This is a genomic window from Nitrospirota bacterium (genome assembly GCA_040752355.1).
GTDB lineage: Bacteria > Nitrospirota > Thermodesulfovibrionia > Thermodesulfovibrionales > Dissulfurispiraceae > JBFMCP01.
The window spans coordinates 1-24,156 of sequence record JBFMHE010000027.1; the positions used below are offsets into that span (position 1 = coordinate 1).

Annotated in this window: 19 protein-coding genes; 11 read left to right on the forward strand and 8 right to left on the reverse strand. The window is 58.0% G+C overall.

From position 1 onward, the window contains the following. On the forward strand, window positions 1–401 hold a 401-nt coding region (locus AB1805_15550; protein ID MEW5746845.1), incomplete at its 5' end, for a PhoU domain-containing protein. Between the two features lie 24 nt (window positions 402–425). Here the strand turns inward: AB1805_15550 and AB1805_15555 are convergent. After that, window positions 426–2,324, reverse strand: coding sequence for a GGDEF domain-containing protein (locus AB1805_15555; GenBank protein ID MEW5746846.1), 1,899 nt, complete (start codon window positions 2,322–2,324; stop codon window positions 426–428). A 458-nt stretch (window positions 2,325–2,782) separates the two neighbouring features. Here AB1805_15555 and AB1805_15560 point away from each other — a divergent pair, with 458 nt between their 5' ends. Continuing rightward, window positions 2,783–4,498 (forward strand): metallophosphoesterase, encoded by a 1,716-nt coding sequence (locus tag AB1805_15560; GenBank protein MEW5746847.1) that lies wholly within the window; start codon window positions 2,783–2,785, stop codon window positions 4,496–4,498. Window positions 4,499–4,550: 52 nt separating this feature from the next. Here AB1805_15560 and AB1805_15565 read toward each other — a convergent pair whose 3' ends face one another. After that, complete coding sequence (locus tag AB1805_15565) at window positions 4,551–5,402, reverse strand: endonuclease/exonuclease/phosphatase family protein (GenBank protein MEW5746848.1); 852 nt, start codon at window positions 5,400–5,402, stop codon at window positions 4,551–4,553. A gap of 19 nt (window positions 5,403–5,421) precedes the next feature. Between AB1805_15565 and AB1805_15570 the strand changes: the two genes are divergently transcribed. Next, entirely contained in the window at window positions 5,422–5,601 is a 180-nt protein-coding gene (locus AB1805_15570) for a hypothetical protein (GenBank protein ID MEW5746849.1), read from the forward strand. On the opposite strand, the gene AB1805_15575 is transcribed toward AB1805_15570, so the two are convergent. Beyond that, the gene (locus AB1805_15575; GenBank protein ID MEW5746850.1) at window positions 5,598–7,016 is read right to left on the reverse strand and encodes a phospholipase D-like domain-containing protein; all 1,419 of its coding nucleotides are present in this window, start codon (window positions 7,014–7,016) and stop codon (window positions 5,598–5,600) included. The genes AB1805_15570 and AB1805_15575 overlap by 4 nt on opposite strands. A 341-nt stretch (window positions 7,017–7,357) precedes the next feature. On the opposite strand from AB1805_15575, the gene AB1805_15580 reads away from it, so the two are divergent. Next, window positions 7,358–7,921, forward strand: a complete 564-nt coding sequence (locus AB1805_15580) for a PEP-CTERM sorting domain-containing protein (protein MEW5746851.1) — start codon at window positions 7,358–7,360, stop codon at window positions 7,919–7,921. Window positions 7,922–7,953: 32 nt separating this feature from the next. Here AB1805_15580 and hgcB read toward each other — a convergent pair whose 3' ends face one another. The 5 genes from hgcB to AB1805_15605 form a co-directional block, all read right to left on the reverse strand. Next, on the reverse strand, window positions 7,954–8,256 hold the full coding sequence (hgcB, locus tag AB1805_15585) for a mercury methylation ferredoxin HgcB (GenBank protein ID MEW5746852.1): 303 nt from the start codon (window positions 8,254–8,256) through the stop codon (window positions 7,954–7,956). Beyond that, the gene (hgcA, locus tag AB1805_15590) at window positions 8,253–9,296 is read right to left on the reverse strand and encodes a mercury methylation corrinoid protein HgcA (GenBank protein ID MEW5746853.1); all 1,044 of its coding nucleotides are present in this window, start codon (window positions 9,294–9,296) and stop codon (window positions 8,253–8,255) included. The genes hgcB and hgcA overlap by 4 nt, the downstream gene beginning before the upstream one ends. Window positions 9,297–9,414: 118 nt before the next feature. Beyond that, window positions 9,415–10,137, reverse strand: coding sequence for a YfcE family phosphodiesterase (locus AB1805_15595; protein MEW5746854.1), 723 nt, complete (start codon window positions 10,135–10,137; stop codon window positions 9,415–9,417). Between the two features lie 68 nt (window positions 10,138–10,205). Further along, window positions 10,206–11,285 carry an ACR3 family arsenite efflux transporter gene (gene arsB, locus AB1805_15600; protein ID MEW5746855.1) on the reverse strand — a complete coding sequence of 360 codons (1,080 nt, stop codon included), beginning with the start codon at window positions 11,283–11,285 and terminating at the stop codon, window positions 10,206–10,208. Between the two features lie 27 nt (window positions 11,286–11,312). Continuing rightward, window positions 11,313–11,693, reverse strand: coding sequence for a metalloregulator ArsR/SmtB family transcription factor (locus tag AB1805_15605; protein MEW5746856.1), 381 nt, complete (start codon window positions 11,691–11,693; stop codon window positions 11,313–11,315). A 358-nt stretch (window positions 11,694–12,051) separates the two neighbouring features. On the opposite strand from AB1805_15605, the gene AB1805_15610 reads away from it, so the two are divergent. The 7 genes from AB1805_15610 (at window position 12,052) to AB1805_15640 (ending at window position 24,139) form a co-directional block, all read left to right on the forward strand. Continuing rightward, a complete protein-coding gene (locus AB1805_15610; GenBank protein ID MEW5746857.1) occupies window positions 12,052–12,855 on the forward strand; it encodes a substrate-binding domain-containing protein in 804 nt (267 codons plus the stop codon). Window positions 12,856–12,942: 87 nt separating this feature from the next. Beyond that, complete coding sequence (locus tag AB1805_15615) at window positions 12,943–15,420, forward strand: methyl-accepting chemotaxis protein (GenBank protein MEW5746858.1); 2,478 nt, start codon at window positions 12,943–12,945, stop codon at window positions 15,418–15,420. A 71-nt stretch (window positions 15,421–15,491) separates the two neighbouring features. Further along, the gene (locus AB1805_15620; protein MEW5746859.1) at window positions 15,492–16,433 is read left to right on the forward strand and encodes a sulfurtransferase; all 942 of its coding nucleotides are present in this window, start codon (window positions 15,492–15,494) and stop codon (window positions 16,431–16,433) included. A gap of 186 nt (window positions 16,434–16,619) precedes the next feature. Next, window positions 16,620–18,326, forward strand: coding sequence for a phosphate/phosphite/phosphonate ABC transporter substrate-binding protein (gene phnD / locus AB1805_15625; GenBank protein MEW5746860.1), 1,707 nt, complete (start codon window positions 16,620–16,622; stop codon window positions 18,324–18,326). Then, window positions 18,323–19,825, forward strand: coding sequence for an ATP-binding protein (locus tag AB1805_15630; protein ID MEW5746861.1), 1,503 nt, complete (start codon window positions 18,323–18,325; stop codon window positions 19,823–19,825). Before phnD ends, AB1805_15630 begins: the two co-directional genes overlap by 4 nt. Next, complete coding sequence (locus AB1805_15635) at window positions 19,822–21,159, forward strand: sigma-54 dependent transcriptional regulator (GenBank protein MEW5746862.1); 1,338 nt, start codon at window positions 19,822–19,824, stop codon at window positions 21,157–21,159. The genes AB1805_15630 and AB1805_15635 overlap by 4 nt, the downstream gene beginning before the upstream one ends. A gap of 400 nt (window positions 21,160–21,559) precedes the next feature. Further along, window positions 21,560–24,139, forward strand: coding sequence for a molybdopterin-dependent oxidoreductase (locus AB1805_15640; GenBank protein MEW5746863.1), 2,580 nt, complete (start codon window positions 21,560–21,562; stop codon window positions 24,137–24,139). The last annotated feature ends 17 nt before the right edge of the window (window positions 24,140–24,156 follow it).

Genomic DNA, 24,156 nt, shown 5'->3' on the forward strand with positions numbered 1-24,156 from the left:
TGGGAGACCTCGCCGTCAACATAGCGGAGCGCGCCCTGGAGCTCAACGAGGAGCCGCTGCTGAAGCCCTACATCGATATTCCCCGGATGAGCCAGATCTCGCAGGGCATGACGAGGGACGCCCTCGATGCCTTTGTGGAGCGGGACAAGCGGCTTGCGATGGACGTGATCATGCGGGACGATGAAGTGGATGATCTGAAGCACCAGATCCTGCAGGAGCTGCTCTTCTTCATGGTGCAGGACCCGAGCACCGCGACGAGGGCGATGAAGATCAGCTTCGTGGCCCAGTATCTGGAGCGCATCGCGGACCACGCGACGAATATCGCCGAGATGGTCATCTACCTGGTGGCAGGCAAGATCATCCGCCACATGCAGCACCCCGAGGAAGAGACCGCGAAGTAGTCACCGTCTCCCGGCCAGGAAGGCTCAGTCGATGATGTATGCGCTGCCTTGCTGCAGCTTGGCCGCCCTCTTAAGGTGTGAAAGCTGCTTCGATATGGCGAGGTAGTCCTCTTTGTCACTGCTCGAGGTGACGGCCAGGGACACGGACGCAAGCGGAAACTGTTTCATAGTGTCATCCCTGTCCACCCCCTCGAAGTAGCCCAGCTCCTTATCCTCATCGCTGTAAAGAGAGAGAATGGAATCGCTCAACCGCTTCGTAAACTGTGCAACGAATTCCTCCAGATTCTTGCGGCCTGTATCAGGCACGATAAAGACGAAGTCATCGCCGCCGATGTGGCAGACAAAGCCGTCGTTCCGGAAGCGCTCCTTGATTTCGCGTTCCATGCAGGAGCCCACGCGCTTCAGCATGACATCGCCCGAGGCGAAGCCATAGTGGTCATTAAAGGCCTTGAAGTTGTCCAAATCGACATAGCCTACCCAGAACGGCGTTCCGGACTTGAGCATGCCGTCGATCTTTTTCTCTACCGCCCTGTTGCCGGGGAGCCCGGTGAGCGGGTTGACCGAGACGCGGTCGAAATACAGCATGTCGCTCATCGATTTATACACGCTGTCCCGCGTGGCGTAGTACGCCGGCCTGCCTCCCTCCCTGATAACGACAATATCGCGGCTGCTGCTTTCGAAGAAGAGGTAGAGATCGAAGACACTCGGGGCTTCAAGGGGATATACGAGGGAATCGTCGAGGTGCTTCAGCCACTGGTAACGAGCCGCTGCGATCTGGTCGAAGGACCGGAAGTGGAGCAGATCCCTCATCACGGTATCGGATATGAACTCGAGGTACTCCAGCGTATTGAGCACGTAAGGACGTTCGGGGGTGTCGAGCAGTATGATCGAGCTGCTGGTCAGGAGGTCATGGATGAGCTTCTCCAGCTCGCGGAATTTCATCGATGTGTCGAGGACGATGACGGGGATTCTCCTCTTCAGATTTTTTCTGCCGTTATTGACGGTATGCGTATTCTTGAACGTTATCATCTTATCGAGGACCCTCTCGACCAGGTGCGTATCGGCGAGGCAGTTGGGCTCGAGGGGCTTTGCAAAGAAGTAGCCCTGGGCGAGATCGATGCCGAGATCGACGATATATTCGAGGTCCTCGGACATTTCCACGCCCTCGACGATTATGTACTTGCCGTTGGTGAAGCATATATCCCGGATGGCGCGGATCATGTCGAGCTTCAGGTTGCTCTTGCTGATGCCGTGCACGAGCTCGCGCGGGATCTTCACGAAGTCCACGAAATCGACGAGTGCAAAAAGGAGACCCAATGAATTGTACCCCATCCCGAAGTCGTCCAGGGCGAGCCTGAACCCGGCATTCTTGTAATACAGGACGATCTCCTTTGCCTCCTCGATATCGAAGAGCTTCGCGGATTCCGTGATTTCGAGAACCACGCGGTCCCTGGTGAGCCCGGCGTTCTCGATGAACCGCGCGGTGAGTCCTGCACCGAAGTTCTCCGAGTGCTTCGTGTTGGGGGAGATATTGACGAAGAGGACGCTCTCGGGCTGTGCGAATGAGTTGATCACCGTCTCGCGGCAGGCCCATTCGAGCTCTCCCAAAAGGCCTATTTCAAAGGCATCTTCGAAGACCTTCAGCGGTGAATAGCCCTTCCCGGCAAGCGTGAAACGCGAGAGCCCTTCGAAACCGAAGACCCGCTTTTCCTTCAGATCGATGATCGGCTGGTAGACGCTGCGGATATGCGTGCCTTTGCCGGTGAGCAGCTCAGCGACATACATCCGTGTCCTGAAGTCATGGGTATGGGTGATGTAGGGCTTCTTGTCGATCAGGACCGTCCACTCGGCGCTGTCCGGGTGCGAGAACAGCTCTTCGCGATGGGGGGAAAGGAGGTCCTCCTTCCTGACGATGGTAAACATTCCCCCGCATTCAGAGGGCAACTTTTTTTCCGGATTGTACATTCAGGTCTCCTTGTCTGCTCGTGCAAGAGCCCGGGCATCCGACGTCGCCTTTCTTCTCTCCGGCCAAGCACGGCGCCCTTACCCTAGCACAGCGCGGCAGCGACCGCAAGCCGATCTTTCATTCAATACCTCATGACCGCCCATGGCAGGAGCCGATCAACCGCCTCTGCATCCCCGGTGAAGCATAAGGAGTACCGATGACATTTTTTTAACGTCGCCGTCATCATCCTGCAACAGGGAGCGTGGTACCGTATCCCGAGTAGATGCAGGAGAACGGGCAGGGGCCTGTCACCTGCAGGATCAGGGGAGCGTTATCGGTGCCGTGAACTACAGCGCTGGGCACATGACGCGGGTTCCGGTCCATCGGGGGAGTTCGCACCACCCTATCCTGAATAGAAACGAGGAGGAAAAGAACGATGAGCATGAGCAGAAGGGATTTTCTGAAGATCGGGGGCATCGGTCTCGCAGGCATGGCCATAGGCGGCCTGAACGCGCCCTTGTTTACTCCGCGGAGCGCTTTTGCTTCCGGTAATGCCTGGAGGTTCGGCGTTATGGCCGATACCCAGTGGCGCACGGGCTTCAACGCAGGAGGCGAACCCGCTTCATGCGCGGTCTCGATCATCAACGCACTGAACCAGCAGTTCATCCAGCACGACGTGCGATTCGTCATTCAGGTAGGCGACCTGGTCGATAAGGAAACGGCGGATGGTACCTCTGCCGGCCCCCGCTCCCTTCCCACCAGGGCGAGCGCCGCTCAGGCGCTGTACGATGCCGGTATCGGATTCTTCCCGGTCCGCGGCAATCACGAAGGCAGTAAGACCGCGGCAGCGGAGATTCCCTTCCTGTTCCCGCAGACGCTGGGCCTTGGGTCTTACGTTTTCGGCGCCCAGAATTTCCAGAGTCCTGTCATGCCCTCCACCGCTACCGACCCTCTCGGTGAGAGATTGAGAGGGCTGACCTATTCCTTTGATTATGAGAATGTCCGCTGCGTACTGATCGATCAGTTTACGAGAGCGGATGGCACTAGTTTCAACAACAGCACTAATAACAACGCCGTCGATCAGGTGGATTGGGTCGACGCGATGCTTCGGTCCAAACCCTCGGACAGCCACGCCTTTGTCTTCTCGCACAAGAACCTGATCGGACAGAACCACAAGGATGTCCTCTTCGGATCGAGCCTCACCTCGAATGCCGCTGCCCGTGATCAATTCATCAAGAGCCTCTGCGATAGCGGCGTGCGCCTGCACATGAGCGGCCACGACCATATGCACCACCGCTCCATCGTCAGGACCTCCGACGGCCTGTCCAGCGTGGGCCAGCTCATCTGCTCTTCGAACAGCTACAAGTTCTACATCCCGAGACCGGGCGATGACGGAAGGGAAACGCCGCTCCAGCAGGAGCTCTTCACCATCGGCTACTATATCGTTACCGTTGACGGTCCCCGGGTCTACGTGGACTTTTATTCGTCGAGCCACGGCAGCAATTACGGTGATATCGATCTCATAACCCCTCCCGGTACATTCCCTTTCCATTTGCGCGAGACCTTCGGCTACAGTCTGAATGGCAGGCAATTCGAGGTCGCTCAGGGCGCCCCATACACCATCGTGGAGGACCGTTTTGAAGGAACGACTGCCAAGATTCTCGACGGCGTAAACGGCAATTCAGAAACCGATTATCTCAGCCGGCTCCTGACAAAGACCGTGAATACCGGATGGACCGTCCGCCCGGCCCAGGATAACATCGCAAGCAATGTCCTCAGCCTGTGGGGTATGGCCGACAATCTGAGCCTCTGGGATGACCCGAACCGAGGGCTCGATCTCGTCGGGCTGATGCCCGATGCAGCCGAGAGCAAGGAGAGCGATGTTTACACCCTTGCCATGACCTACGAGGACGAAAGGCGCAACGGTTTGCACCTCGGCAACGGCGGTTTCCGCCTCGCGGCAAAAAATGCCGACGGCGCCTGGGTCAGGGCGGTGGATATGAACTTCGGCTATTTCAGGAAGAGATTCGCCAAAGGCCCCTGGAGACCCGGTTATGAGCTCGGGACCTACGGCGTCGACACGAGCACAAAGACCGTGTGGGCGGTGATCAATTTCGATGGCGAATTCGCCGCTGTCCGGGATCTGGAATGAGACCCCCGTCGGAGGGTCGGGTAAGGAGTCCGTGGTTAGCTCTGCGGACTCCTTACCGAAGGGAAGTTGCGGCGTTCGCGTCTAACGATACTTCGCGCAGATAGACGGCAGCGACCACGGGCAGGTGGTCGGAGGCGATGCGGAGCAGCCGGGATGCCGGGACGTCCGCTGCATGCAGACGCTCCGAGGGCAGGACCCATATCCGGTCCAGGGGAAGGAGGGGGAACGATGCAGGGTAGGAACGCATCGCGGCAACGGGCTTTCCCAACCGCTCATGCAGCCGCCGCAGCACGGGACTGCCGGGCAGCCAGCTGTTCATGTCGCCCATAACGATCAGCGGGGCTTCGGGACGCTCCGGCAGGATTTCGAGGAGGCGGTCCACCTGGCGGCTCCGCTCCACCGGCCAGAGGCCGAGATGCGTGGCCACCACGCGCACGGTCAGGTCACCGATCTTGATGTCCGCGTCGATCACGCCTCGCGGCTCGAACGCGCCGAGGCTGATATCGTGGAACCGCACTGCGGTGATCGGGAAGCGGCTGAGCAGCGCATTGCCGTAGTCGCCGTCCTTTTTGCGTTTCGTGGGCCCGGCGACCGCCATGTGCATGCCGGTCTTTTCCGCAAGGTAACGCACCTGGGCCGAGGCGGCGTCACCCGGGTCGGAGAGGACCTCCTGGAGCGAGATGATATCAGCGTCGAGCGAACGGAGCACCGCCGCGATGCGTTCGGGATCTCTCCGGAAATCCATCCCCGTGCACTTATGGACATTGTAAGAGGCGATACGGAGGGGACGCTCTCCCTGCGCGGTCGCTTCCCAGAGAGCGGCAAGCGGGGCGGGATCGCGGCACGTCCACCGCTCCGTACATGCCTCCTGCGGACCGAGCGCCACGGGCTCCCTGGCAGGCATCAGATCCTGGATACCGGCTGTGGTGAAAAAGGAGCTTGCCAGGAGGAGGATGGTCAACAGGGCTGCCGGCATCTACGAGGTCCTGCTCGGGAAAGGTGATGACTGCGAAATCGTGCGGTACGGCGACATTGCCTTTCTATTATACACCAGGAGGGGAGGGGCATGTTCGCCGGGGGAGAACGCACGGGCCGCGCTCTAAAGCACGCGCAGGAAGAGAGAGCTGAACCACTCCACGAGCCGGGGGAGGAGCGGCCGCGCCTGCCACTCCTCGGGAAGTATCTGCTTCGACTCCCTGAGATCGCCGGCAAACAGCGCTTCCATCTCGGCCCCGAACTCCCGGCTGAGGATCACCGCGTTCACCTCATCCATTCTCACGAGGCTGATATGGTCGAGGTTGGTAGACCCTATCGTGGACCACACCCCGTCGATGACCGCGGTCTTGGCGTGCAGTATCATGCCCTGCCGCTCGTAGATCTTGACCCCTGCGTCGAGAAGCGCGGAGTAGTAGTACCTTCCCCCGTGTACGGCGATCATGTTGTCGGTGACGCCCGGCACGATGAGGCTGATATCCACCCCCCGCGCGCTCGCTTCCTTCAGCGCCTTCAGCAGCTGCCGGTCGGGGATGAAATAGGCGTTCGTCAGACGGATGGAGGATGCGGCGTGCTCTATGGCGGAGAGGTACAGGAGGTGGGCGGTCCCGTACCCTTTGCGCCGGGGTGAGCTGTCGATCACCCGGACCAGGTCGTTCCCTTTATGCTCCGGCTGGGGGAAGTAGCGCCTCAGCGGCAGCTCCGGGCCGTTCTGCTCGCGCCAGATATCGAGAAAGAGCTTCTGGAACTCCGCTGCCGCCGGACCCTCTATCCGCACGTTCGTATCGCGTTTTTCGAGAGGCGCGCCCCTCGAGGCGATCCCGAATGCAAAGGACGGCTGGGCGCAGATATCCGCTATATTGGTGCCGCCGGTAAAGGCGACCTCCCCGTCCACCACGAGGATCTTCCGATGGTCCCGGTGCGTGATCCGCAGGAGCCCGGCGGGATTGCGCAGGCTGACGGGGTTGAACTCGACCGTCCTGGCCCCGGCTGCGCGCAACGGTGCGAAGAACTCCGAAGGGGTCTTGAACGACCCGAGGCCGTCGATGATGAGATTCACCTGGACGCCCTCGGACTGCTTTTCGAGCAGGAGATCTGCGAACTCGCTGCCCACCTCGTCGTCGCTGAAAATGAAGGTCTCGAGGTTGACGTGGTCTTTTGCATCCGCTATGGCGTCCAGCATCGCGTCGAAGGTGACGGGGTCGTCTTTCAGCAGGGTCGCCCTGTTGCCGCTGACGAGCACCCTGCCGCTCACCAGCTCCATCACCTTGATGTGGCGCTCCAGGATATCGGTCGGCACTCCCTCCTTGCGGAGCTGCTGCAGGGCGGCCCGCCGCTCTTTCGGGGACAAGGGGCCCTGCGCACCGACAATGAGCGGAAGACCCTCGAATTCGGGGAGTCGGTCGAAGAGCGCCTCTGCATCGGGCAGGGTTGCACATCCCGAAGCGGCAAGCAGCAAAAGAGGTATAACCGTGGCGGCGAGGATGCTCCTCGCCGCATCCTGTTTAACGAATGGGGTGCGCACGTGGTCGTTCCTGGCGGTTCCGCCTGAAGTATGGTGAGGGACTCCTTCTCAAACTATACTGCTCTTCCCTGCGGAACTCAATACAGCCACGCCCGCCTCTCGCGTGCGAGGGAGACCGCGCAGCGGCGCGCCGGGTCGGGGTGTTGCGTTTCGTTCTTTTTTATGGTCAAATTTAAAGAGAGGCTTTCTTCTCGTGCTCTTCCTCCTGTCTTCTCTCCGTGCAGGCCTGTCGACAAAAGAGTGCCCTCATCATAATCTCTCCGCGCTGAGAACGCAGGTGCGCAGGAGGGGCTTTCCGCAGCAGAGACGCGCAATGACTATCAGGGGAGGTACTGAAGACCATGAAACGATCACTAATGCTCACCCTTATGCTGCTCTGCCTTCTTGTTTCGGCTGCGTGGCCGGCGCCGGTTACGATCACGGTGGGAAGCGACCCGCTCTGGACCGACACCGGGATCGTCGCCAGGCCCAATGATGCAGTCGCCATCGATCATATCTCGGGCGGCTGGACCTGGGCGGACTGGAACGAAGACGCCCCGCTCTCCGGCCCCCGGGGGAGTGCGCAGCCGGGGCTGACCTGGGATGAATGGATCCGGAACGGGCAGCACGGCCAGCTCATAGGGTACATCGGGACAGACGACCCGAACGCCTTCCCGCGCACCGTGAAGCAGGACAGCAGCGGGCTGTTCGTGGTGGGTGACGGCGTCGAGTTCCTCAACAGGCTCACCGGAAAGGTATGGCTCGGGTTCAACGACGACTACTCGAACGACGCCTGGGTCGACGACAACAGCGGGTCGGTGGTGGTCTCCCTCGACATCACCCCTGTTCCCGAGCCCTCGACGCTGCTCTTGTTCGGAGCAGGCCTCGCCGGTATCGGCCTCGCATTGCGCCGATTCAGAAAATAGCAGACTGACGCATTCTCTTCAGCCGCTGCGTATCAGCAGCAACTGCCGCCCTTGGTATCGCTGCTGCCGCTGCAGCCGCAGGAAGGCTCGCCGCCGGTGATGATGCTGTTGATGAGGGCAGCGGCGCAGCCTACCCCTTTTTGCACGCGCAGCGCACCGGACGGGCAGTTGCTCACACAGGCGCCGCATTCCATGCACCGGTCCCGGTCGGTGACGACCGCTCGTTTATCGCGAATAACGAAGACCGCGTGCGGGCAGACCTCGGTGCACCTGCCGCATCCCGTACAATGTTCGGGAGACAGTTCGAGGCTTGCGACATCCAGAAGGTATTTCATAGTATCCTCCATTGATCGAGCTTGAATACGAGCAGGAGAACGAACGAGACGATCGAAAAAACTATGTAGAGCGGCAGCGCGACCTTCAGCTCCTTCCTGACCCCCGACATGCCGGTGAAGGTGGTCGAGCCCGTGAACTGGAGCGCGATGTAGGAGCCGGCGAGAGGGAAGAAGAGGTATGCGGCGGCCAGCAGTATGCGGTCCATCTGATGGAACGCATCGAAGAGGTTTGCGTTCACGGAAAGGAAGACGGTGACCACTCCCGCGATCCAGCCTTTGGCGGCGAATGACCTGAAAGGGATATACGGGAGGAGGAGCGGGGTGAAAAAAGCGCCGGCTGCAACTGCCAGCACGCCGAGCAGCAGGAAGGGCAGCCCGCCTGCCAGGGCATCGCTGAAGAGGATGCCGGACGGCCGGAGTCCGAAGAGAACGAGGATGAGCAGGGCGAACCAGGGGAACTTCTTCATCGCGGGAATGACTTCCATCGGGGTGAGGACCAGCCTGTCCAGGAAGGTGAAGCGGACCGTACGCATTTCTGGCGAGGCCTTACAGCCGGCCTCGAGATAGGCGGGGATGTCCTTCGCATCGACAGGTCCGTAAAGGACCCTGAATCCCGATCTCTTGCTCACCGCATGCGCGCTGATCCCCGGCGCCCCGAGCTGCGGCACGATGACTCTCTTATGCCCGACGACCCTTTCGAGCCCCGTAACCGCAATGCGTCGTATCAGCTCCTCTGTCCCGAACGTGCCCTTTCCGGCGGCACACCACACGTTGATGCCTCTCGTGTCGAGGACGAGGATCCAGGCATTCGATCCCTTCACTGCGCGGCGGAGCATGTCGAAGCTGAGCTTGTAATTGGCGCTTGCGAGGACTTCCGAGCTGTTATCCGGCGTGCCGATTGCGTAGAGGCCCGGATCGATTGTATAGTCGTTCCTGTAGGCGCTGGTCCTGCATTTCACCTCCCCCCAATAATCCGTCCGCGACCACTCGCCCGATATCCGCGGAACGGGCCCCGCCGGGGTCGTCAGCGTACCGATCATCCATTCCGGTTTCTTCTTTTGCGCTCCGGTGCAGCACGATGTCGACCCAGCGCCACGATCCTCTTTCTTTGTAAGCTGCAGCTTTATATCAGTCATATCCGGACCACGCCCCTTCTTCTTATCTCCCTTGCCTTAGCCTCTCCGCAAAATAGGGAGGCAAGCCTCGTTCTATAATTGCTGAAGCGGTCTTTTCGACATCATAGGGGACTCTTACAAATTCACTTTTTACCGTATCCTGATCCTGTGCTATCTCGACCATGGTGATGCAGGTCCTCGGGTCGCCGTCCTTCGGCTTCCCGACGCTTCCGGCATTTATGAAGACCTTGCCCCCGATATCTTTCCGGTACGGTTTATGGGTATGCCCGTAAATGAGGATGTCGGCATCCGCCTTCTCCGCCATCTCCTCGAAGAACTTTTCCGGCCGCTCTTCATACCAGTAGAGATTGTTTTTCTTCGGGGTTGCATGGAAAATGATTACCTTTTTGCTGCCGACCGTTAAGGATATTTCAAACGGCAGCGTTCTCATGTACTCTTTGCTTTCTGGAGATGCGTGCTTTTTTGTCCATTCGAAGCCCAAAGACGACACTTCGGCCTGAACCGGATCTTCGTATGCGCATCCGCAATGCTCCCGGTCGTTTCCCACCGTTTCGTCATAGTTGCCCTGCACGCCGCTGATCTCGTGCTCGATGAGGAAGTCCACTGCCTCGTTTACGAAGGGTGCATATCCCCCGAGGTCGCCGAGATGATATATCCTCTCGGCGCCGCGGGCAACGGCCTCCTTATAGGCGGCCTTTAGCGCCTCCAGGTTTCCGTGGATATCTCCCATAATCCCGATCCTCATTGTCCCTCCGGCCCGCTCCCGCGAGCTGCCGTGCACGCCTGTTTCCGCTCGTCATCCATAGGTGCAGTTCAGAGAGGGGCCGTATCCTTTACTCTGCAATAGTCCACCGTGAAGTACCGTTTCTGGAAATACTTCGCTACAGTGACGAGCCCTATCAGGACCGGCACCTCGACCAGCGGACCTATGACCGCAGCAAAGGCCGCCCCTGAATTGATGCCGAACACCGCTATGGCCACCGCAATGGCGAGCTCGAAGTTATTGCTCGCCGCCGTGAACGAGAGCGTCGCGGTCTTCTCGTAACCGGTCCCGATCCTATGTCCCATGTAAAACGAGGCCAGGAACATGACCACGAAATAGACGAGCAACGGAACGGCGATGCGGACGACATCAAGGGGAAGTCTCACGATGTAATTGCCCTTCAGGGAGAACATGACGACGATCGTAAAGAGCAGCGAGATGAGAGTAACCGGGCTTATTTTCGGGATGAACACCTGCTCGTACCACTGCCGTCCTTTCGTCTTCAGCAGCATAAAGCGGGTGAGCATGCCGGCGATAAAGGGAATGCCCAAATAGATGAAGACGCTCTCGGCGATCTGGCCGATGGTCACCTCGACGACTGCTCCTTCGAGCCCGAACCAGGTCGGGAGGACCGTGATAAAGACATAGGCATATACGGAAAAGAAGAGCACCTGGAACAGGGAATTGAAGGCGACCAGGCCCGCAGCGTACTCCGGGTCGCCGCAGGCGAGGTCGTTCCATACAATGACCATGGCGATGCAGCGGGCCAGGCCGATCATGATGAGCCCGACCATGTACTCCGGATAGGAGCTGAGAAAGACGATCGCAAGGACGAACATCAATATGGGACCTATTATCCAGTTCTGGATAAGTGAGAGGCCGAGGACTTTTTTATTCCTGAATACCTCGCCGAGCTCCTCGTATTTGACCTTCGCGAGCGGCGGATACATCATCAGGATAAGCCCGACGGCAATGGGTATGTTGGTGGCGCCTACCTGAAAGCGGTTTATGAATTCTTCTGTTCCGGGAATGAAATACCCCACGCCGACGCCGAGGGCCATTGCCGCAAATATCCAGACGGTCAGATAACGGTCTATAAAGGAAAGCCTTCTCCCCACGGTATCAGCCATCGCCTTTCACCCCTTGCCGGTATTCCCTCAGCCTCTCCCGCAGCATGCGGTTTTCCTCTTTATAGGGACGACTGTTCCCTTTGCGTCTTTGCCCTTGAGGAATGCTTCGAGTCTCTTTTTGTCCTCACGAACATCATTGTCCGAAATTCTCTCAATCACCGAAAGGACCAGGAACCGTTTGAACAGGTCTGAGTCGTCGATGCTGTAGTGAATCCATTTGCCCTGCTTGCGGTCCCTGATCAGCCCCGCCTCCTTCAGGATTTTGAGGTGGAACGATATCTTGGGCTGAATCGTATCGATTGCGGCGACAATATCGCAGACGCAGAGCTCGCCGTGCTCGAGCAGCTTCACGATCCTGAGCCGCGTCTCGTCGGAGAGGGCTTTAAAAATGTCCGTTAAGTCCTGCACGGCAGTTTGCGCTTCTCCTAAACGCAGAGGGAACTATACATAAAAACTTTTTTATATAATATAACCGGAGCGGACGGTATTGTCAACCGGGGGCAGGGATAACTATTGCAGGGTCTCCCCTTTAGCCCTGTTACGCACGCCTTTACTCTTGGTTATAGCTTAAAGTTTTGGCAATAAGCGCCGAAGAAATACTGACCACGTCTGTTTCAGCGGCATGTAGCCGCACGGTAGCGACAGGGCTTGGATATATAAACCAAACCGTATTTTTGCGGGGTGCCGTTTGAACAAGGATTCATTGGCACGGCTTCGGCTCTGAACGCAGTCGAGGGACAGTAGAAATGAGAGACAGGAGGATGGCATGAGAAAGGTGCTCAGGAGTGTTCCGGTCGCAGGGGGGGCAATAGCGGGTGCAGTGATAGCGGTATTGCTGTTCGGAGGAGGGACTGCAGCCCAGGCGGAAGAGGTCAAATTGCATGGCTCGACCACCGTACAGAAGAGGGTCATGGAGCCGGGGAGGGAGGCCCTCGAGAAGGCGACGGGAATCAAGCTGATTCTTGTCGGCAACGGGACCGGCAACGGGCTCGAGGACCTTGTCAACGGCAAGTGCGATGCTTCCATGGCGTCTGAAGAGCTTGCCGACGCAGTTGCGAGCATGAAGGCTGCTTCCGGAAAGGATGCTCCGGCAGGCCTGAAGGAAAATGTCATCACTTCCGATGGTATCAAGGTCATCGTCAATCCTTCAAATCCCGTAGCAAAGCTCTCGAAGGAGCAGTTGAAAGGACTCAACACCGGAAAGATCGCCAACTGGAAGGAAGTCGGCGGTCAGGATATGCCGGTCATGGTTATTACCTCACATCTCGGCTCTGCAACGAGAAAGGTCTTCCAGAAGATCATTATGGATGGCGAACCATATGTAACGGGCGCTTTGGAGGTTGAGACGACACGAAAAGAGATCGACAACGTAGCGCAATTCCCCGAGGGCATCGGCGCAGTCAGCATGGGATTCATCAACCTCCCGGGAAACAAGGAGAAGGTAAAGATCGTTGAGACCCAGGAAATCAGCAGGCCCCTCATGCTTATTACGAAGGGCGAACCGTCACCTGCGGTCAAAAAGGTGCTCGACTTCTTCAAGGGTGAGGGGAAGAAGTATATAAAGGATTAAAGCCTGCATGGCAATGCTCCTGCCCGGCAGCAGTCTGCAGGGCAGGAGCATTGTCTCCCCTGGCTCTGGAAGAAGCGGAGGGCGTTCATGACCATACGGAAGAAGCTTTATCTCAATATCGGAGCGACCCTGACAGGCTTTGCGGTAATAGGCGTTGCCAGTCTTGTGGGAATAAAATTCGTCCAGAACAAACTCTCGCTGCTGACCGAGCGCTCGACACCCTATCAGTTGAAGACCGTCGAGCTCCAGCGGACGCTCCAGGAGCATACATCAAACCTCTTCAAAGTCGCTGCTTCGTCCTCGATCAGCGATTTCACTGCAACGAGGGCAGAGGCGGAAAAGACCCTTGCTGATGTAAAGAGGGTTTCCGGAGAGCTCGCTGCTCTGAAAGGAGGATCGGAAAGCCGGACAGGGGAGCTTGAGAGTATCACCAGTGAGATGTTCAAGACCACAGAGTTCAGGGTCAAGGCAGAGGATAGCGCAAGGGCTGCCGATAACCTGATGAGGGCGCGATTGCAGGACGTGTCCAAACGATTAAGAGACATGGATGCTCTGGTAAAGAAAGGGCAGAAGAGCTCCATGGAGCAGGTTTTGTCGTCGCATGACAACAGAGATAAAATCACGCACAGAGTGAAGAATGTCCAGATCGTCGTTAACGCGATAAAGGATCTCAAACAGTCAATAACGGAGATAGCCGCTGCCGAGAATAAGACCGCCGTAACGGTCGCACAGAGCAAGTACAACGGAGCAGCGCGATGGATAACCCAGAGCGCCCTGGTCAGGTCGGAGGGCGGGAGCGGCGCGGTCAAGGAACTGCTCGACGGGATTGCGGATGTATCCAGGAGCGTTACCGGTCCGCAGGGATTGATCGAGCTTAAAAATTCGTTTCTGATCAGGCCGGATGAAGAGGCCAAGAAGAAGTTTGCATCGACGATGACCTTTGTCATGCAGAAGCTCTCCCAGTTGACCGTTATCGTTGCCGAGATCGATGAGAAATCAGCAGAGCAGTTCAACGCAGAGAATGCGAAGTTCAGCGACTCCCTCAAGAGCTCGAACGCCGCTACGGATATGCTGGCGCTGAACAGCGAGCTCCTCTCGCTCGGCTACGATATCAAGGTTTTGACAAAGGAGCTCTTCAGCGCAAGGATCCTTCAGGAGCTGGACCGGGTGACGGATGAGATGCGAAGAAAGTTCGACACCATCGGCGCCGTCCAGAAGAGGGTGGGCGATCTGCTGTCGTCGGCAAAGCGGGCCGAGGAGACCAGCCTCATAAAGGGAGTCTCTGCTTCTCTGGGCGAGATCAGGGGACTGCTGCTGGCGAAGGGGGGCGTCGTAGAAGAGCTCCGGAATGTCCTTACGGTCACCCAGCAGGCCGTAGCGCTCAATGAGAAGCTTAAGACGCTGATAGCCCATCAGCGGGAAGAGGGCAGGAGGGGCGTTACCGCAGCGCAGGGCGAACAGGAGAAAGCGGTGAGATCGGTAAATGCGATCGTGAGGACCTTTGTCATGGGAGTAATCGTGATTGTTATCGCAGTGCTTGTCGCCGGCGTGCTCTTCAGCAAGATGCTCGAGCGCTCAATAACCGCTCCTGTAAAAGAGCTGACCACCATGGCTGAGGCGTTCGGGAACGGAGATCTGGGCGTCCGGCTCGATGAATCGAGAAAAGATGAGTTCGGAACCCTTGCCTCCCATTTCAACCAGGCTACAACAAGGTTAAAAGAGATGACCACGCATATACGGGAGATCATCAATGATCTTGCGACAAACTCGAAGGTGCTCGCCTCTATCTCGGAAACGCTTGATAAAGGGGCGACGGAACAGGCATCCCAGACCGAACAGTCCGCTGCGGCGATGACCGAAATGTCCCAGACTACTCTTGATGTTGCAAAAAACGCAGCGAATACGGCAGAAGCGGCGCAGAAGATGAAGGGCACTGCGGAGCATGGAAAAGAGTCGATGGATACCACCATGAACGAGTTAGTGAGCTTTGCCGATACCGTCAAGGAGTCTGCCGCAATGGTGGAAGCCCTGGGACAGAAATCCGATGAGATAAATACCATTGTAGTCCTCATCAAAGAGATCGCCGATCAGACCAATCTCCTGGCGCTGAATGCCGCGATCGAGGCAGCGAGGGCAGGAGAGCAGGGGCGCGGGTTCGCTGTTGTCGCCGACAGCGTACGGCAGTTGGCAGAGAGGACAACGGTCGCTGCGGATGATATCGGCCGCACCGTAGGGACCATGCAGAAAGAGGTGAGCAAGTCGGTCGGCTTCATGAGAGAGGAGAGGGCTTCGATCGAGAGAGTGCTTGGGAATGTAAAGAGCACCTTGAGCGCGATGGATGAGATCGTGAGTTACGTGGGACAGGTTTCGGATATGGTCCAGAGGATTGCGGCCGCAACGGAGGAACAGTCTTCGGCATCCGAGGAGGTCTCGCACAATATGGAAAACATTGCAGTGATAACAAGGAATCTGAGCAATTCCATTGCCGAAATAAGAAGGGCATCGGACGAGCTTTCCCGGCATGCAGGCGAGCTTGATTCTACCTCCTCGTGGTTTAAAGCGTGAGTGGTACCGCCGGATCATGCGCCTCTTGCTTCCTTAAGGGTAAACGTATTCTGCGAAAGGAGAGTAAAAGAATGAAGATCGCACGGTATGTGTTTTTCCTAGTTGCAGCAACCGTTCTGTTGACCGCATCATCTGCAGTGGCCGGTATGCTGGTAAGCGCCGAATGGCTGAAGGAGCGCCTCGGCGACAGAAGCATCCGCATCGTCGATGTGTCGAACAAGCCGGATACGTACGGGAAGGGGCATATCCCCGGCGCCGTGCAGGTCAAGCGGTACCTCGATCTCGGCAACACCGATGCCGTACCGCCGACCCTCTATCCTACACGGGAGCAGTTCGAGCAGCTCATGTCGAGGCTCGGCATCGACAAGGGGACGACGGTAGTGGCGTACGACGACACCTACGGTCTCTTTGCGAGCAGGTTCCTTGTGATAATGGAGTACTACGGGCACCCTGTCGGCAAGCTGAAGCTCCTCGACGGCGGATCGGTCCGCTGGAAGGCGCTCGGCTATTCCCTCGACAAGGACGCCGTTTCCGTAAAAAAGACGAAGTACAACGTCAGAAATGAGGAGATAAGGCGCGACATGATAATAACCTGGAGCGATATCTACAGGGATGTGGTGAACGGCGCGAAGCCCGATGTCGTGCTCCTCGATGTACGGCCGGCAGCCGAATACAACGCCAAGAATATCCGCTCCATACGGGGCGGCTACGTCCCGAAGGCGATCAATGTCACCGGTTCGGAGGCGAACAAAAAAGAGGAGCATGTCTTCAAGCCGGTGGAGGAGATCAGGAAGATGTACGAGGAGAAGGGCATCACCCCGGACAAATCGATCTATGAGTACTGCCATAGCGGCGACCGCGCAGCGCATGCCTACATGACATTGAAGCACCTCCTCGACTACAAAAACGTGAAAGCGTATGACGGCGGATGGATCGAGTGGTCGACGATCCTTTCCCTGCCTGCCGAAGGCCAGGTGTGGCTCTGGGAGGCCCCTCCGCAGGAGAAGAAGTAGCTGTCGCCCGGCGCCGGACAGTAAGTACAACGAACGAGGAAGGGGGCGTCCCCTTCCTCGTTCGTGTTTTCGGCGCCGGGCGCCCTTGCTACGGAGGGCGGCGTAAGAGTACAATAAAAAATGCCCGAGCTCCGGCGCGCCCGCCAGGAAGGCAGGAAGTCCAGGAAAAATGAGGCGAGCAGCGTGATGGCAGCGAGATTCCCCGCCATAGTTTCTTTGTTGCTGACAGCAGTGTTTCTGATTGTCTTCCTGCCGCACGAGGGGTCTCCCCGCCAGAAAGAGCCGATGAAGATCGGCGTCTCCTCGATGATCACCCCGGTCGATACGGTCAAGTACTACCAGGAAATCATCGATTACATAGGCGAGCAGATCAGGAAGCCGGTGCGGATGGTGCACCGCCGCACGTATGGCGAGATGGATGCGCTGATCGAGCGGGGCGACGTGAAGATCGCTTTTGTCTGTTCCGCCTCATATGTCATGAACCGGAAGGACTTCGGCGTAGAGCTTCTGGCAGCGCCGAGCGTCAACGGCAAGGCGGTCTACCATTCCTATATAATCGCCCATAAGGACAGCGCCCTGCGCTCGTTCACCGGGCTCAAGGGCAAGACCTTCGCCTTTACCGACCCCAAATCCAACTCGGGATATCTCTATCCCGTCTACCTGCTGAAAACCATGGGCACGGCCCCCGAAAAGTTCTTCAAAAAATACAACTACAGCTACAGCCACAATAAGTCGGTCGAGCTCGTCGCAAAAAAGCTGGCGGATGCCGCCGCGGTCGACAGCCTTGTCTATGACTACATGCTGAAAAAGGGGTCTCCCTACGCACAACAGGTAAGAGTCATCAAACGCTCTCCTCCCTACGGCATCCCGCCCGTCGTCGTCTCCCGCGACATCGACCCTGCGTTGAAAGAAAAGATACGGAACGTCCTGCTGACCATGCACAAGACGCCGAAGGGGAAGGCGATTCTCGACGCGATGATGATAGACGGGTTCGTGAAGATGGCGGACAGCGCCTACGACTCGATCCGGAAGATGGAGCGAGCCCTTGCCGCCGATGCGAATGATACGCTGCGGATGAGCAGCTCCCGGACGATCCGCTTCGGGGTGATCCCGAGGGATAACCCCCGCATCCTCTATGAGAAATATCAGCCCCTGCTCGATTATCTTGCGAAGAGAACTCCCCATATCTATGAGCTCGTTCTCAAGAGGACCTACGAGGAGACGGTGCAGGGGCTCGGTAATGGGGAGATCGACGTGGCCCTGCTCGGCCCGCTCACCTACCTCGAAGCCCGCGCACGGTACGGCGTCTCGTGCATCCTGAGACCGAAGGGCATCGACGGCAGCGCAACCTACAGGAGCGTCATTGTCACGAAAAAGGACGCCGATATAGCTGCCATCTCCGAACTGAAGGGCAAGCGGGTTGCCTTTGCCGCTGTCAAGTCGACCTCGGGCAATCTTATTCCCCGCTATCTTCTTGCGAATTCGGGGATACACCTCAAGGATCTCGAACGCTACACCAACTTCGACTACCACGACTCCGTGGTCAAGGCGGTGTTGAAAGGGCAATACCATGCCGGCTCGGTGAGGGATTCGGTTGCGCAGAAATATGCGAAGCTCGGCATTAAAGCAATAGCCGAGTCCGAAACCGTGCCGACGGGGCCGCTCGTTGCAGGACCTGCAGCGCCGTTGCAGGCCATCGGCGCTATCAAGACAGCGCTGCTCGAGCTCGATCCGCGCAACAGCCGCCACAAGGCGATAACGGACCGGCTCGATGATGACCTGAGATACGGCTTTGTCGAAGCCTCGGATAACGACTATCTGGGGATACGGGAGCGGATCAATGCGATTCCCCAATCGTGCGGAAGAAGCTGCCATCCGAACGTGCGGCTATGAATCCTGTTGCTGCTGCGGCGAAAGACACCGGGAGCGTCTTCAGACGCCGCCTCGGCCGGCTTACGCTCCAGTCGAAGTTCATTCTGATCACCGCGGTCGCGATCATCCTGTTCATGACCGTTATGGGATATGTGGCGGTCGAGAGGGAAAAATATCTCATGTACGCGGAGATCGAGAAGAAGGGACGGCTGCTCGGCGAGACCCTCGCCATCCCCATTATCAACGACCTCATCTACGAGAAGCTGGGGCTCGTCGAGGAGGGCGGGTTGATCGACAACTACCTTATGGAGATATTCAGCCGGAAGGATGCGGACCTGCTGTATATCGCGATCCTCGACGAGGAGGGAAAGGTGATCTCCCATAACGATATTACCGAATACGGCAAGCGCTATACCGACAGCCTTACGAGGAAGGCGGTGCAGGCAAGCCGGATCGTCGTACAGCAGTCTTCCGCAAAGGGCCATGACGCCCTCGATTTCGGCGTCCCCCTGCTGATCGGCAATAAGCGGTGGGGCACCCTGAAATTCGGTCTCTCCCTTGAGGCGGTGGAGCAGGAGATCGCGGGTATGGTGAGGACTATCGTCGTCGTCACGCTCGTCCTGATCGGGACCGGTTTTGCAATGATCCTTCTTCTGAGCAGGCGTTTTATAAGGCCCATAACCCACCTTGCGAGCACGATGGAGAGGACAGGAGCCGATTTCCTTGACGCCAAGGTCGAAGTAAAGGGGCATGACGAGCTCGCCGTGCTCGGCGAGCGGTTCAACAGCATGATCGAGAGAATAAAGCAGGCGAACGAAGAGCTTAAAAAGGCGCACGAGAAGATGGTCCAGTCCGAAAAGCTCGCCTCCCTCGGCATTCTCGCTTCAGGGGTCGCGCATGAGATCAACAACCCCCTTGGCGGGCTCTTCAATTGCCTCGGTATACTCAAACAGAACGATAATCCGGCGTTCAGGGAGAAGTACCTCGGCCTTATCAACGAGGGGCTCGGAAGAATAGAGAGCACGGTTAACAAGCTGCTCTGGATGTCGAGGAAAGCGGAGCATGCCCCCGTTGCTGTTGCCATGAGGAACGCCGTGGAGAGTGTTTATTCCTTCATTGAGTACAAGCTGATAAAGGGCCGGGTTGTCTTTGTCAATGAGGTGCCCGCCGACCTGCACTTCCTGTTCGATATGCACGACCTGCAGCAGCTGCTGCTCAATCTCTTCATCAATGCCGTCCATGCCATGGAGCAGGGGGGCACGCTCACGGTCAGGGGCCGCAGGGACAGCGGAGCAGTTACGATAGAGGTCATCGACACCGGCTGCGGCATCGCCCGGGAGCATCTCGGCAGGATATTCGATCCCTTCTTCACGACCAAGCCCCCCGGCGAGGGCACGGGGCTCGGCCTCTGGCTGACCTACGAGATCGTCAGGAACTACAAGGGAGACATCTCCGTCGAGAGCGAAGTCGGCAAAGGCAGCACGTTTACCGTACGTATTCCGGAGCAGACGCCGCTATGAAGAAGACGGTTTTTCTCATTGAGGACGACAAATTGATGAGGGTTACGCTTGAGGATGCCCTCAGGGCGGCAGGCTATGAGGTCGCGTCCTTCGATGCCGGGACCCCGGCGTTGCATGCGTTTAAGGACGCCCCCTGCGATATCGTCATTACCGACGTCAGGCTGCCGGACCTCGATGGCCTCGATGTCCTCAAGGAGGTTACGGAGACGAGCAGGGTTCAGGTCATCATCATGACCGCCTTCGGGACCATCAAAGACGCCGTTGAAGCGATGAAGCTCGGCGCCTTCGATTATATAACGAAGCCCTTCTCTCTCGATGAATTCCTGCTGATCATCGAGCGGGCGCTGGAGGTGCAGCGGCTCAGGGAGGAGAACATACGGCTGAAGAGGGATATCAGCCGCTGCTACCGCTCCCCGAACATAATCGGTGAGAGTGAGGCGATGAAGAGAGTCCTCTCGCTCATCGATAGGGTCGCTGCCGCCGACTCGACCGTGCTCATCCTCGGCGAAAGCGGGACCGGTAAGGAGCTGGTGGCAACGACGATCCACTACCAGAGCGCGCGGAAAGACGGACCGCTCATAAAGGTCAACTGCGCAGCCCTCCCGGAAGGCCTTATCGAGAGCGAGCTGTTCGGGCACGAGAAGGGCGCGTTTACCGGCGCGATCAGGAAGAAGCCGGGCAGATTCGAGCTCGCCGGCGGCGGCACCATCTTTCTCGACGAGGTCGGCGACCTTCCGCCTGCCGCACAATCGAAGCTCTTGCGGGTGCTGCAGGAGAAGTCGGTCGAGAGGATCGGCGGTACCGAAACGGTCACCGTGGACGTGAGGGTGATTGCCGCGACGAACAAGAATCTCGAGGAGGAGGTGAAGAGCGGGCGGTTCAGGGAGGACCTCTACTACCGGCTCAATGTGATACCCGTAACCATTCCTCCGTTGCGGGAGCGGCGGGAGGATATTCCTTATCTCATCGACCATTTCATGAATCAATGCAAAAGCAGGCGGCGGAGCCCCGTCCGCTTTTCAAAGGACGCGCTCGATGCGCTCATGAGCTATGATTACCCGGGCAATATACGGGAGCTCGAAAACATTCTCGAGCGGTGCATTACCCTGTCGGCTTCCGATACCATCGGGAAGGAGGACCTGCCCGCTCCTCTCGTGAAGGGCGCTCATCCCCAGAGGCGCCTTGCTCTCTCAGCAGTGACTGCCGGGGCTGAAAAGGAGCATATCAGCAGGGTGTTGAGGGAAGCGGGAGGAAATAGGACCAGGGCGGCCGAGATGCTCGGCATCAGCAGAAAGACCCTCTGGGAAAAGATGAACGCCTACGAGTTGAGCTGATAGAGGAGCGCCCCTCCCCTCAGGGCGCGCTTGGACGTACGATACACCCGATCACTCCCTTTCATCTGCCCGCCGTTGCACCTTTGCCCCTGTCTGCCTTATCATGATTGCCCAAAAATGTTACTTTTTTGTAACAATTCGGGCTTTGTCCCTGCATAGGCTGTTTCTGATTGAAAAATAACGGTAAAACGTATTCAGTGTAATGATGTTGTTACGTTTGGGTAACAGAATGTTTTTCTAAAGCAAACAATATCAATAGCTTATAGAGGGCATGAATATTGTTTAAGTTTATAGGGTTTATTTCGATCTTAACCATATGTGAAAGGAAAGAAGAGTTGCAGATCGGGCATGGCACGAGGCGATGCCCGGAGCGCATCACTAATCACGATTGGAGGGAATGATGAAGATCAAGAGAAGGGATTTTCTCAAGGCGGGTGCTGCTCTCGGAGCAGTCGCTGCAGTAGGCGCGCCGACGTTGAACGCCTTTGCAAAAGCCCCTGAAGGCAAGGCGGCCGTGGGCGAGGAGCCGGGCAGATGGATACCCTCGACCTGCCAGGGCTGTACCCAGTGGTGTCCGGTTGAGTTCTTCGTCCAGAACGGAAGGGCGGTCAAGGTGCGCGGCAACCAGCTGAGCAAGGCGAACAACGGCTACTGCTGTCCGAGGGGGCACCTCATGCTCCAGCAGCTCTACGATCCCGACCGGATCAAGGTGCCGATGAAGAGGACCAACCCGCAGAAGGGCAGAGGCGTCGATCCGAAGTTCGTCCCGATCACCTGGGACGAGGCCCTGGATACCATAGCGGATAAGATGATGGAGCTCAGGAAGAACAGCGAGCCCCATAAATTCATGTACGTGAGGGGCCGCTACTCGCCGACTTCCACCGATATCGCCTACGGCACCGTGGGCAAGGTCTTCGGCTCCCCGAACAGTTTCTCCCACAGCGCGATCTGTGCCGAGGCCGAAAAGATGGGCCCCGGGTACACGGAGGGCTTTTTCGGCTATCGTGATTACGATCTGGCCCGGACGAAGTACCTCATGATCTGGGGGTGCGACCCCCTCAGCTCGAACCGGCAGGTGCCGAATACCATCAACAAGTTCGGCGACCTCCTCGACAGGGCCACGGTAGCGGTGGTCGATCCGCGGCTCTCGGCCTCGGCTGCGAAGGCCCATGAGTGGCTCCCGATCAAACCGGGAGAGGACGGCGCCCTCGCAACAGCCATCGCGCATGTGCTGCTCACCGAGGGGCTCTGGCACAGGGAGTTCGTCGGCGACTTCAAGGACAAGAAGAACCTCTTCAAGGCGGGGAAGACCGTCGATGAGTCGGCGTTCGAGGAGAAATATACGCATGGCCTGGTGAAGTGGTGGAATATCGAGCTCAAGGACAGGACGCCCGCGTGGGCCGCAAAGGTGACCTTGATTCCCGAAGAGCAGATCATAAGGGTCGCGAAGGGCATGGGCAAGGCGGCGCCGAACGTCGCTGTCTGGCTCGGCCCGGGTGCGGCGATGTTCCCGCGGGGCACCTACGCCTCGATGGCGGTGCACGCGCTCAACGGGCTCCTCGGCTCCGTGGACAACGAAGGCGGCACCCTGAGAGCGGTCAAGGTGCCTTCCAACAAGTTCCCCAAATTCGATGCGTATCTCGACGAGACCGCGAAGAAGTTCGGCAAAGAGAAGAAGATCGACGGACGGGGCAGCAAGGATATGCCCGCCATGATGGGCGCGAAGCCGGGCAACGGCGTGGTCACCAACAATATCGCCAACAGCCTTCTGGCGGGCAAGCCCTACGATATCAAGATGGCGATTATGACCTGGAACAACTTCAACTTCTCCTGCACCGGCGCCGACCGGTGGGACAAGGCCATGGCGAAGATGCCTTTCTTCGTCCACGTTGTCACCAACCCGTCGGAGATGAGCCAGTTCGCCGACCTCATCCTGCCCTCGACCTTTGCGCCTGCGGAGAAACTTTCCGTTATCACGAACATGGCGAATCTCCACGCCCATATGTCGATACAGCAGCCGGTGGTGAAGAGGATGTGGGACACGAAAGACGACGAGACCGAGATCATGTGGCTGCTCGCCGAGAAGCTGAAGGCGAAGGGCTTCCCGAACCTTTATGACTACTTCTCGAAGGAGTTCAAGGACCCCGAGACCGGCGCGACGCCGGCCGATGCAAAACAGTTCGCCGAAATTGCCGCAAAGATCAGCAGCAGCGCGGTCTGGAAGCCGAAGGAGCCCCTCAAGGGCGACAGGATCGATGGCTGGGAGGATTTCAAGAAGAAAGGCATCTACAACACCGAACCGTACCAGTTCAGGAAGCTCTGGGGCAAGTTCGGGAAAGAGGTGGAGAAGGACGGCAAGAAGACGATAGAGGGTACGGTCACCTTCAAGTTCGAGTTCTACAGCGAGACCCTGAAGAAGGCCCTTGCCGAGCACGCCGAAAAGCACAAGACTACCATCGACGAGGTGCTCCAGACATGCAACTACATCGCCCGGGGCGAGCAGGCCTTCGTTCCCCATTATGAGCCGCCCAGGAGGTGGGGCGACGAGAAAGAGTATCCCTTCACCTTTATCGATTACAAATCGAGGCTCAACAGGGAGGGGAGAAGCCAGAACGCGACCTGGTACCAGGAGTTCAAGAAGGTCGATGTGGGCGATGTGAGCTGGGATGACGTGGTGAAGATCAACCCTGCCGACGCCAAGAGGCTGGGGATAAAGAACGGCGATACGGTGAAGCTCACCTCCCCGACGGGCAGCATCGTCGCTACGGCGCGGCTCTGGGAGGGTGTCCGCCCGGGGACCGTGGCAAAATGCTACGGCCAGGGCCACTGGGCGTACGGCCGCGTTGCCGCCAAGGACTACCATGCGTTCACGCCCCGCGGAGGCAACAACAACGAGCTCATGCCCGACGACTACGACCGCCTGAGCGGAAGCACGGCGCGGAACGGCGGCTTCACCGGCGTCAGGATCGAAAAGGTATAGGGAAGGAGGAGACGATA

Coding starts and splice junctions, on each gene's coding strand:
- AB1805_15555 (MEW5746846.1), bottom strand. CDS start 2,324: ATGTTTACCATCGTCAGGAAGGAGGACCTCCTTTCCCCCCATCGCGAA.
- AB1805_15560 (MEW5746847.1), top strand. CDS start 2,783: ATGAGCATGAGCAGAAGGGATTTTCTGAAGATCGGGGGCATCGGTCTC.
- AB1805_15565 (MEW5746848.1), bottom strand. CDS start 5,402: ATGCCTGCCAGGGAGCCCGTGGCGCTCGGTCCGCAGGAGGCATGTACG.
- AB1805_15580 (MEW5746851.1), top strand. CDS start 7,358: ATGAAACGATCACTAATGCTCACCCTTATGCTGCTCTGCCTTCTTGTT.
- hgcB (MEW5746852.1), bottom strand. CDS start 8,256: ATGAAATACCTTCTGGATGTCGCAAGCCTCGAACTGTCTCCCGAACAT.
- hgcA (MEW5746853.1), bottom strand. CDS start 9,296: ATGATCGGTACGCTGACGACCCCGGCGGGGCCCGTTCCGCGGATATCG.
- AB1805_15595 (MEW5746854.1), bottom strand. CDS start 10,137: ATGAGGATCGGGATTATGGGAGATATCCACGGAAACCTGGAGGCGCTA.
- arsB (MEW5746855.1), bottom strand. CDS start 11,285: ATGGCTGATACCGTGGGGAGAAGGCTTTCCTTTATAGACCGTTATCTG.
- AB1805_15610 (MEW5746857.1), top strand. CDS start 12,052: ATGAGAAAGGTGCTCAGGAGTGTTCCGGTCGCAGGGGGGGCAATAGCG.
- AB1805_15615 (MEW5746858.1), top strand. CDS start 12,943: ATGACCATACGGAAGAAGCTTTATCTCAATATCGGAGCGACCCTGACA.
- AB1805_15620 (MEW5746859.1), top strand. CDS start 15,492: ATGAAGATCGCACGGTATGTGTTTTTCCTAGTTGCAGCAACCGTTCTG.
- phnD (MEW5746860.1), top strand. CDS start 16,620: ATGGCAGCGAGATTCCCCGCCATAGTTTCTTTGTTGCTGACAGCAGTG.
- AB1805_15630 (MEW5746861.1), top strand. CDS start 18,323: ATGAATCCTGTTGCTGCTGCGGCGAAAGACACCGGGAGCGTCTTCAGA.
- AB1805_15635 (MEW5746862.1), top strand. CDS start 19,822: ATGAAGAAGACGGTTTTTCTCATTGAGGACGACAAATTGATGAGGGTT.
- AB1805_15640 (MEW5746863.1), top strand. CDS start 21,560: ATGAAGATCAAGAGAAGGGATTTTCTCAAGGCGGGTGCTGCTCTCGGA.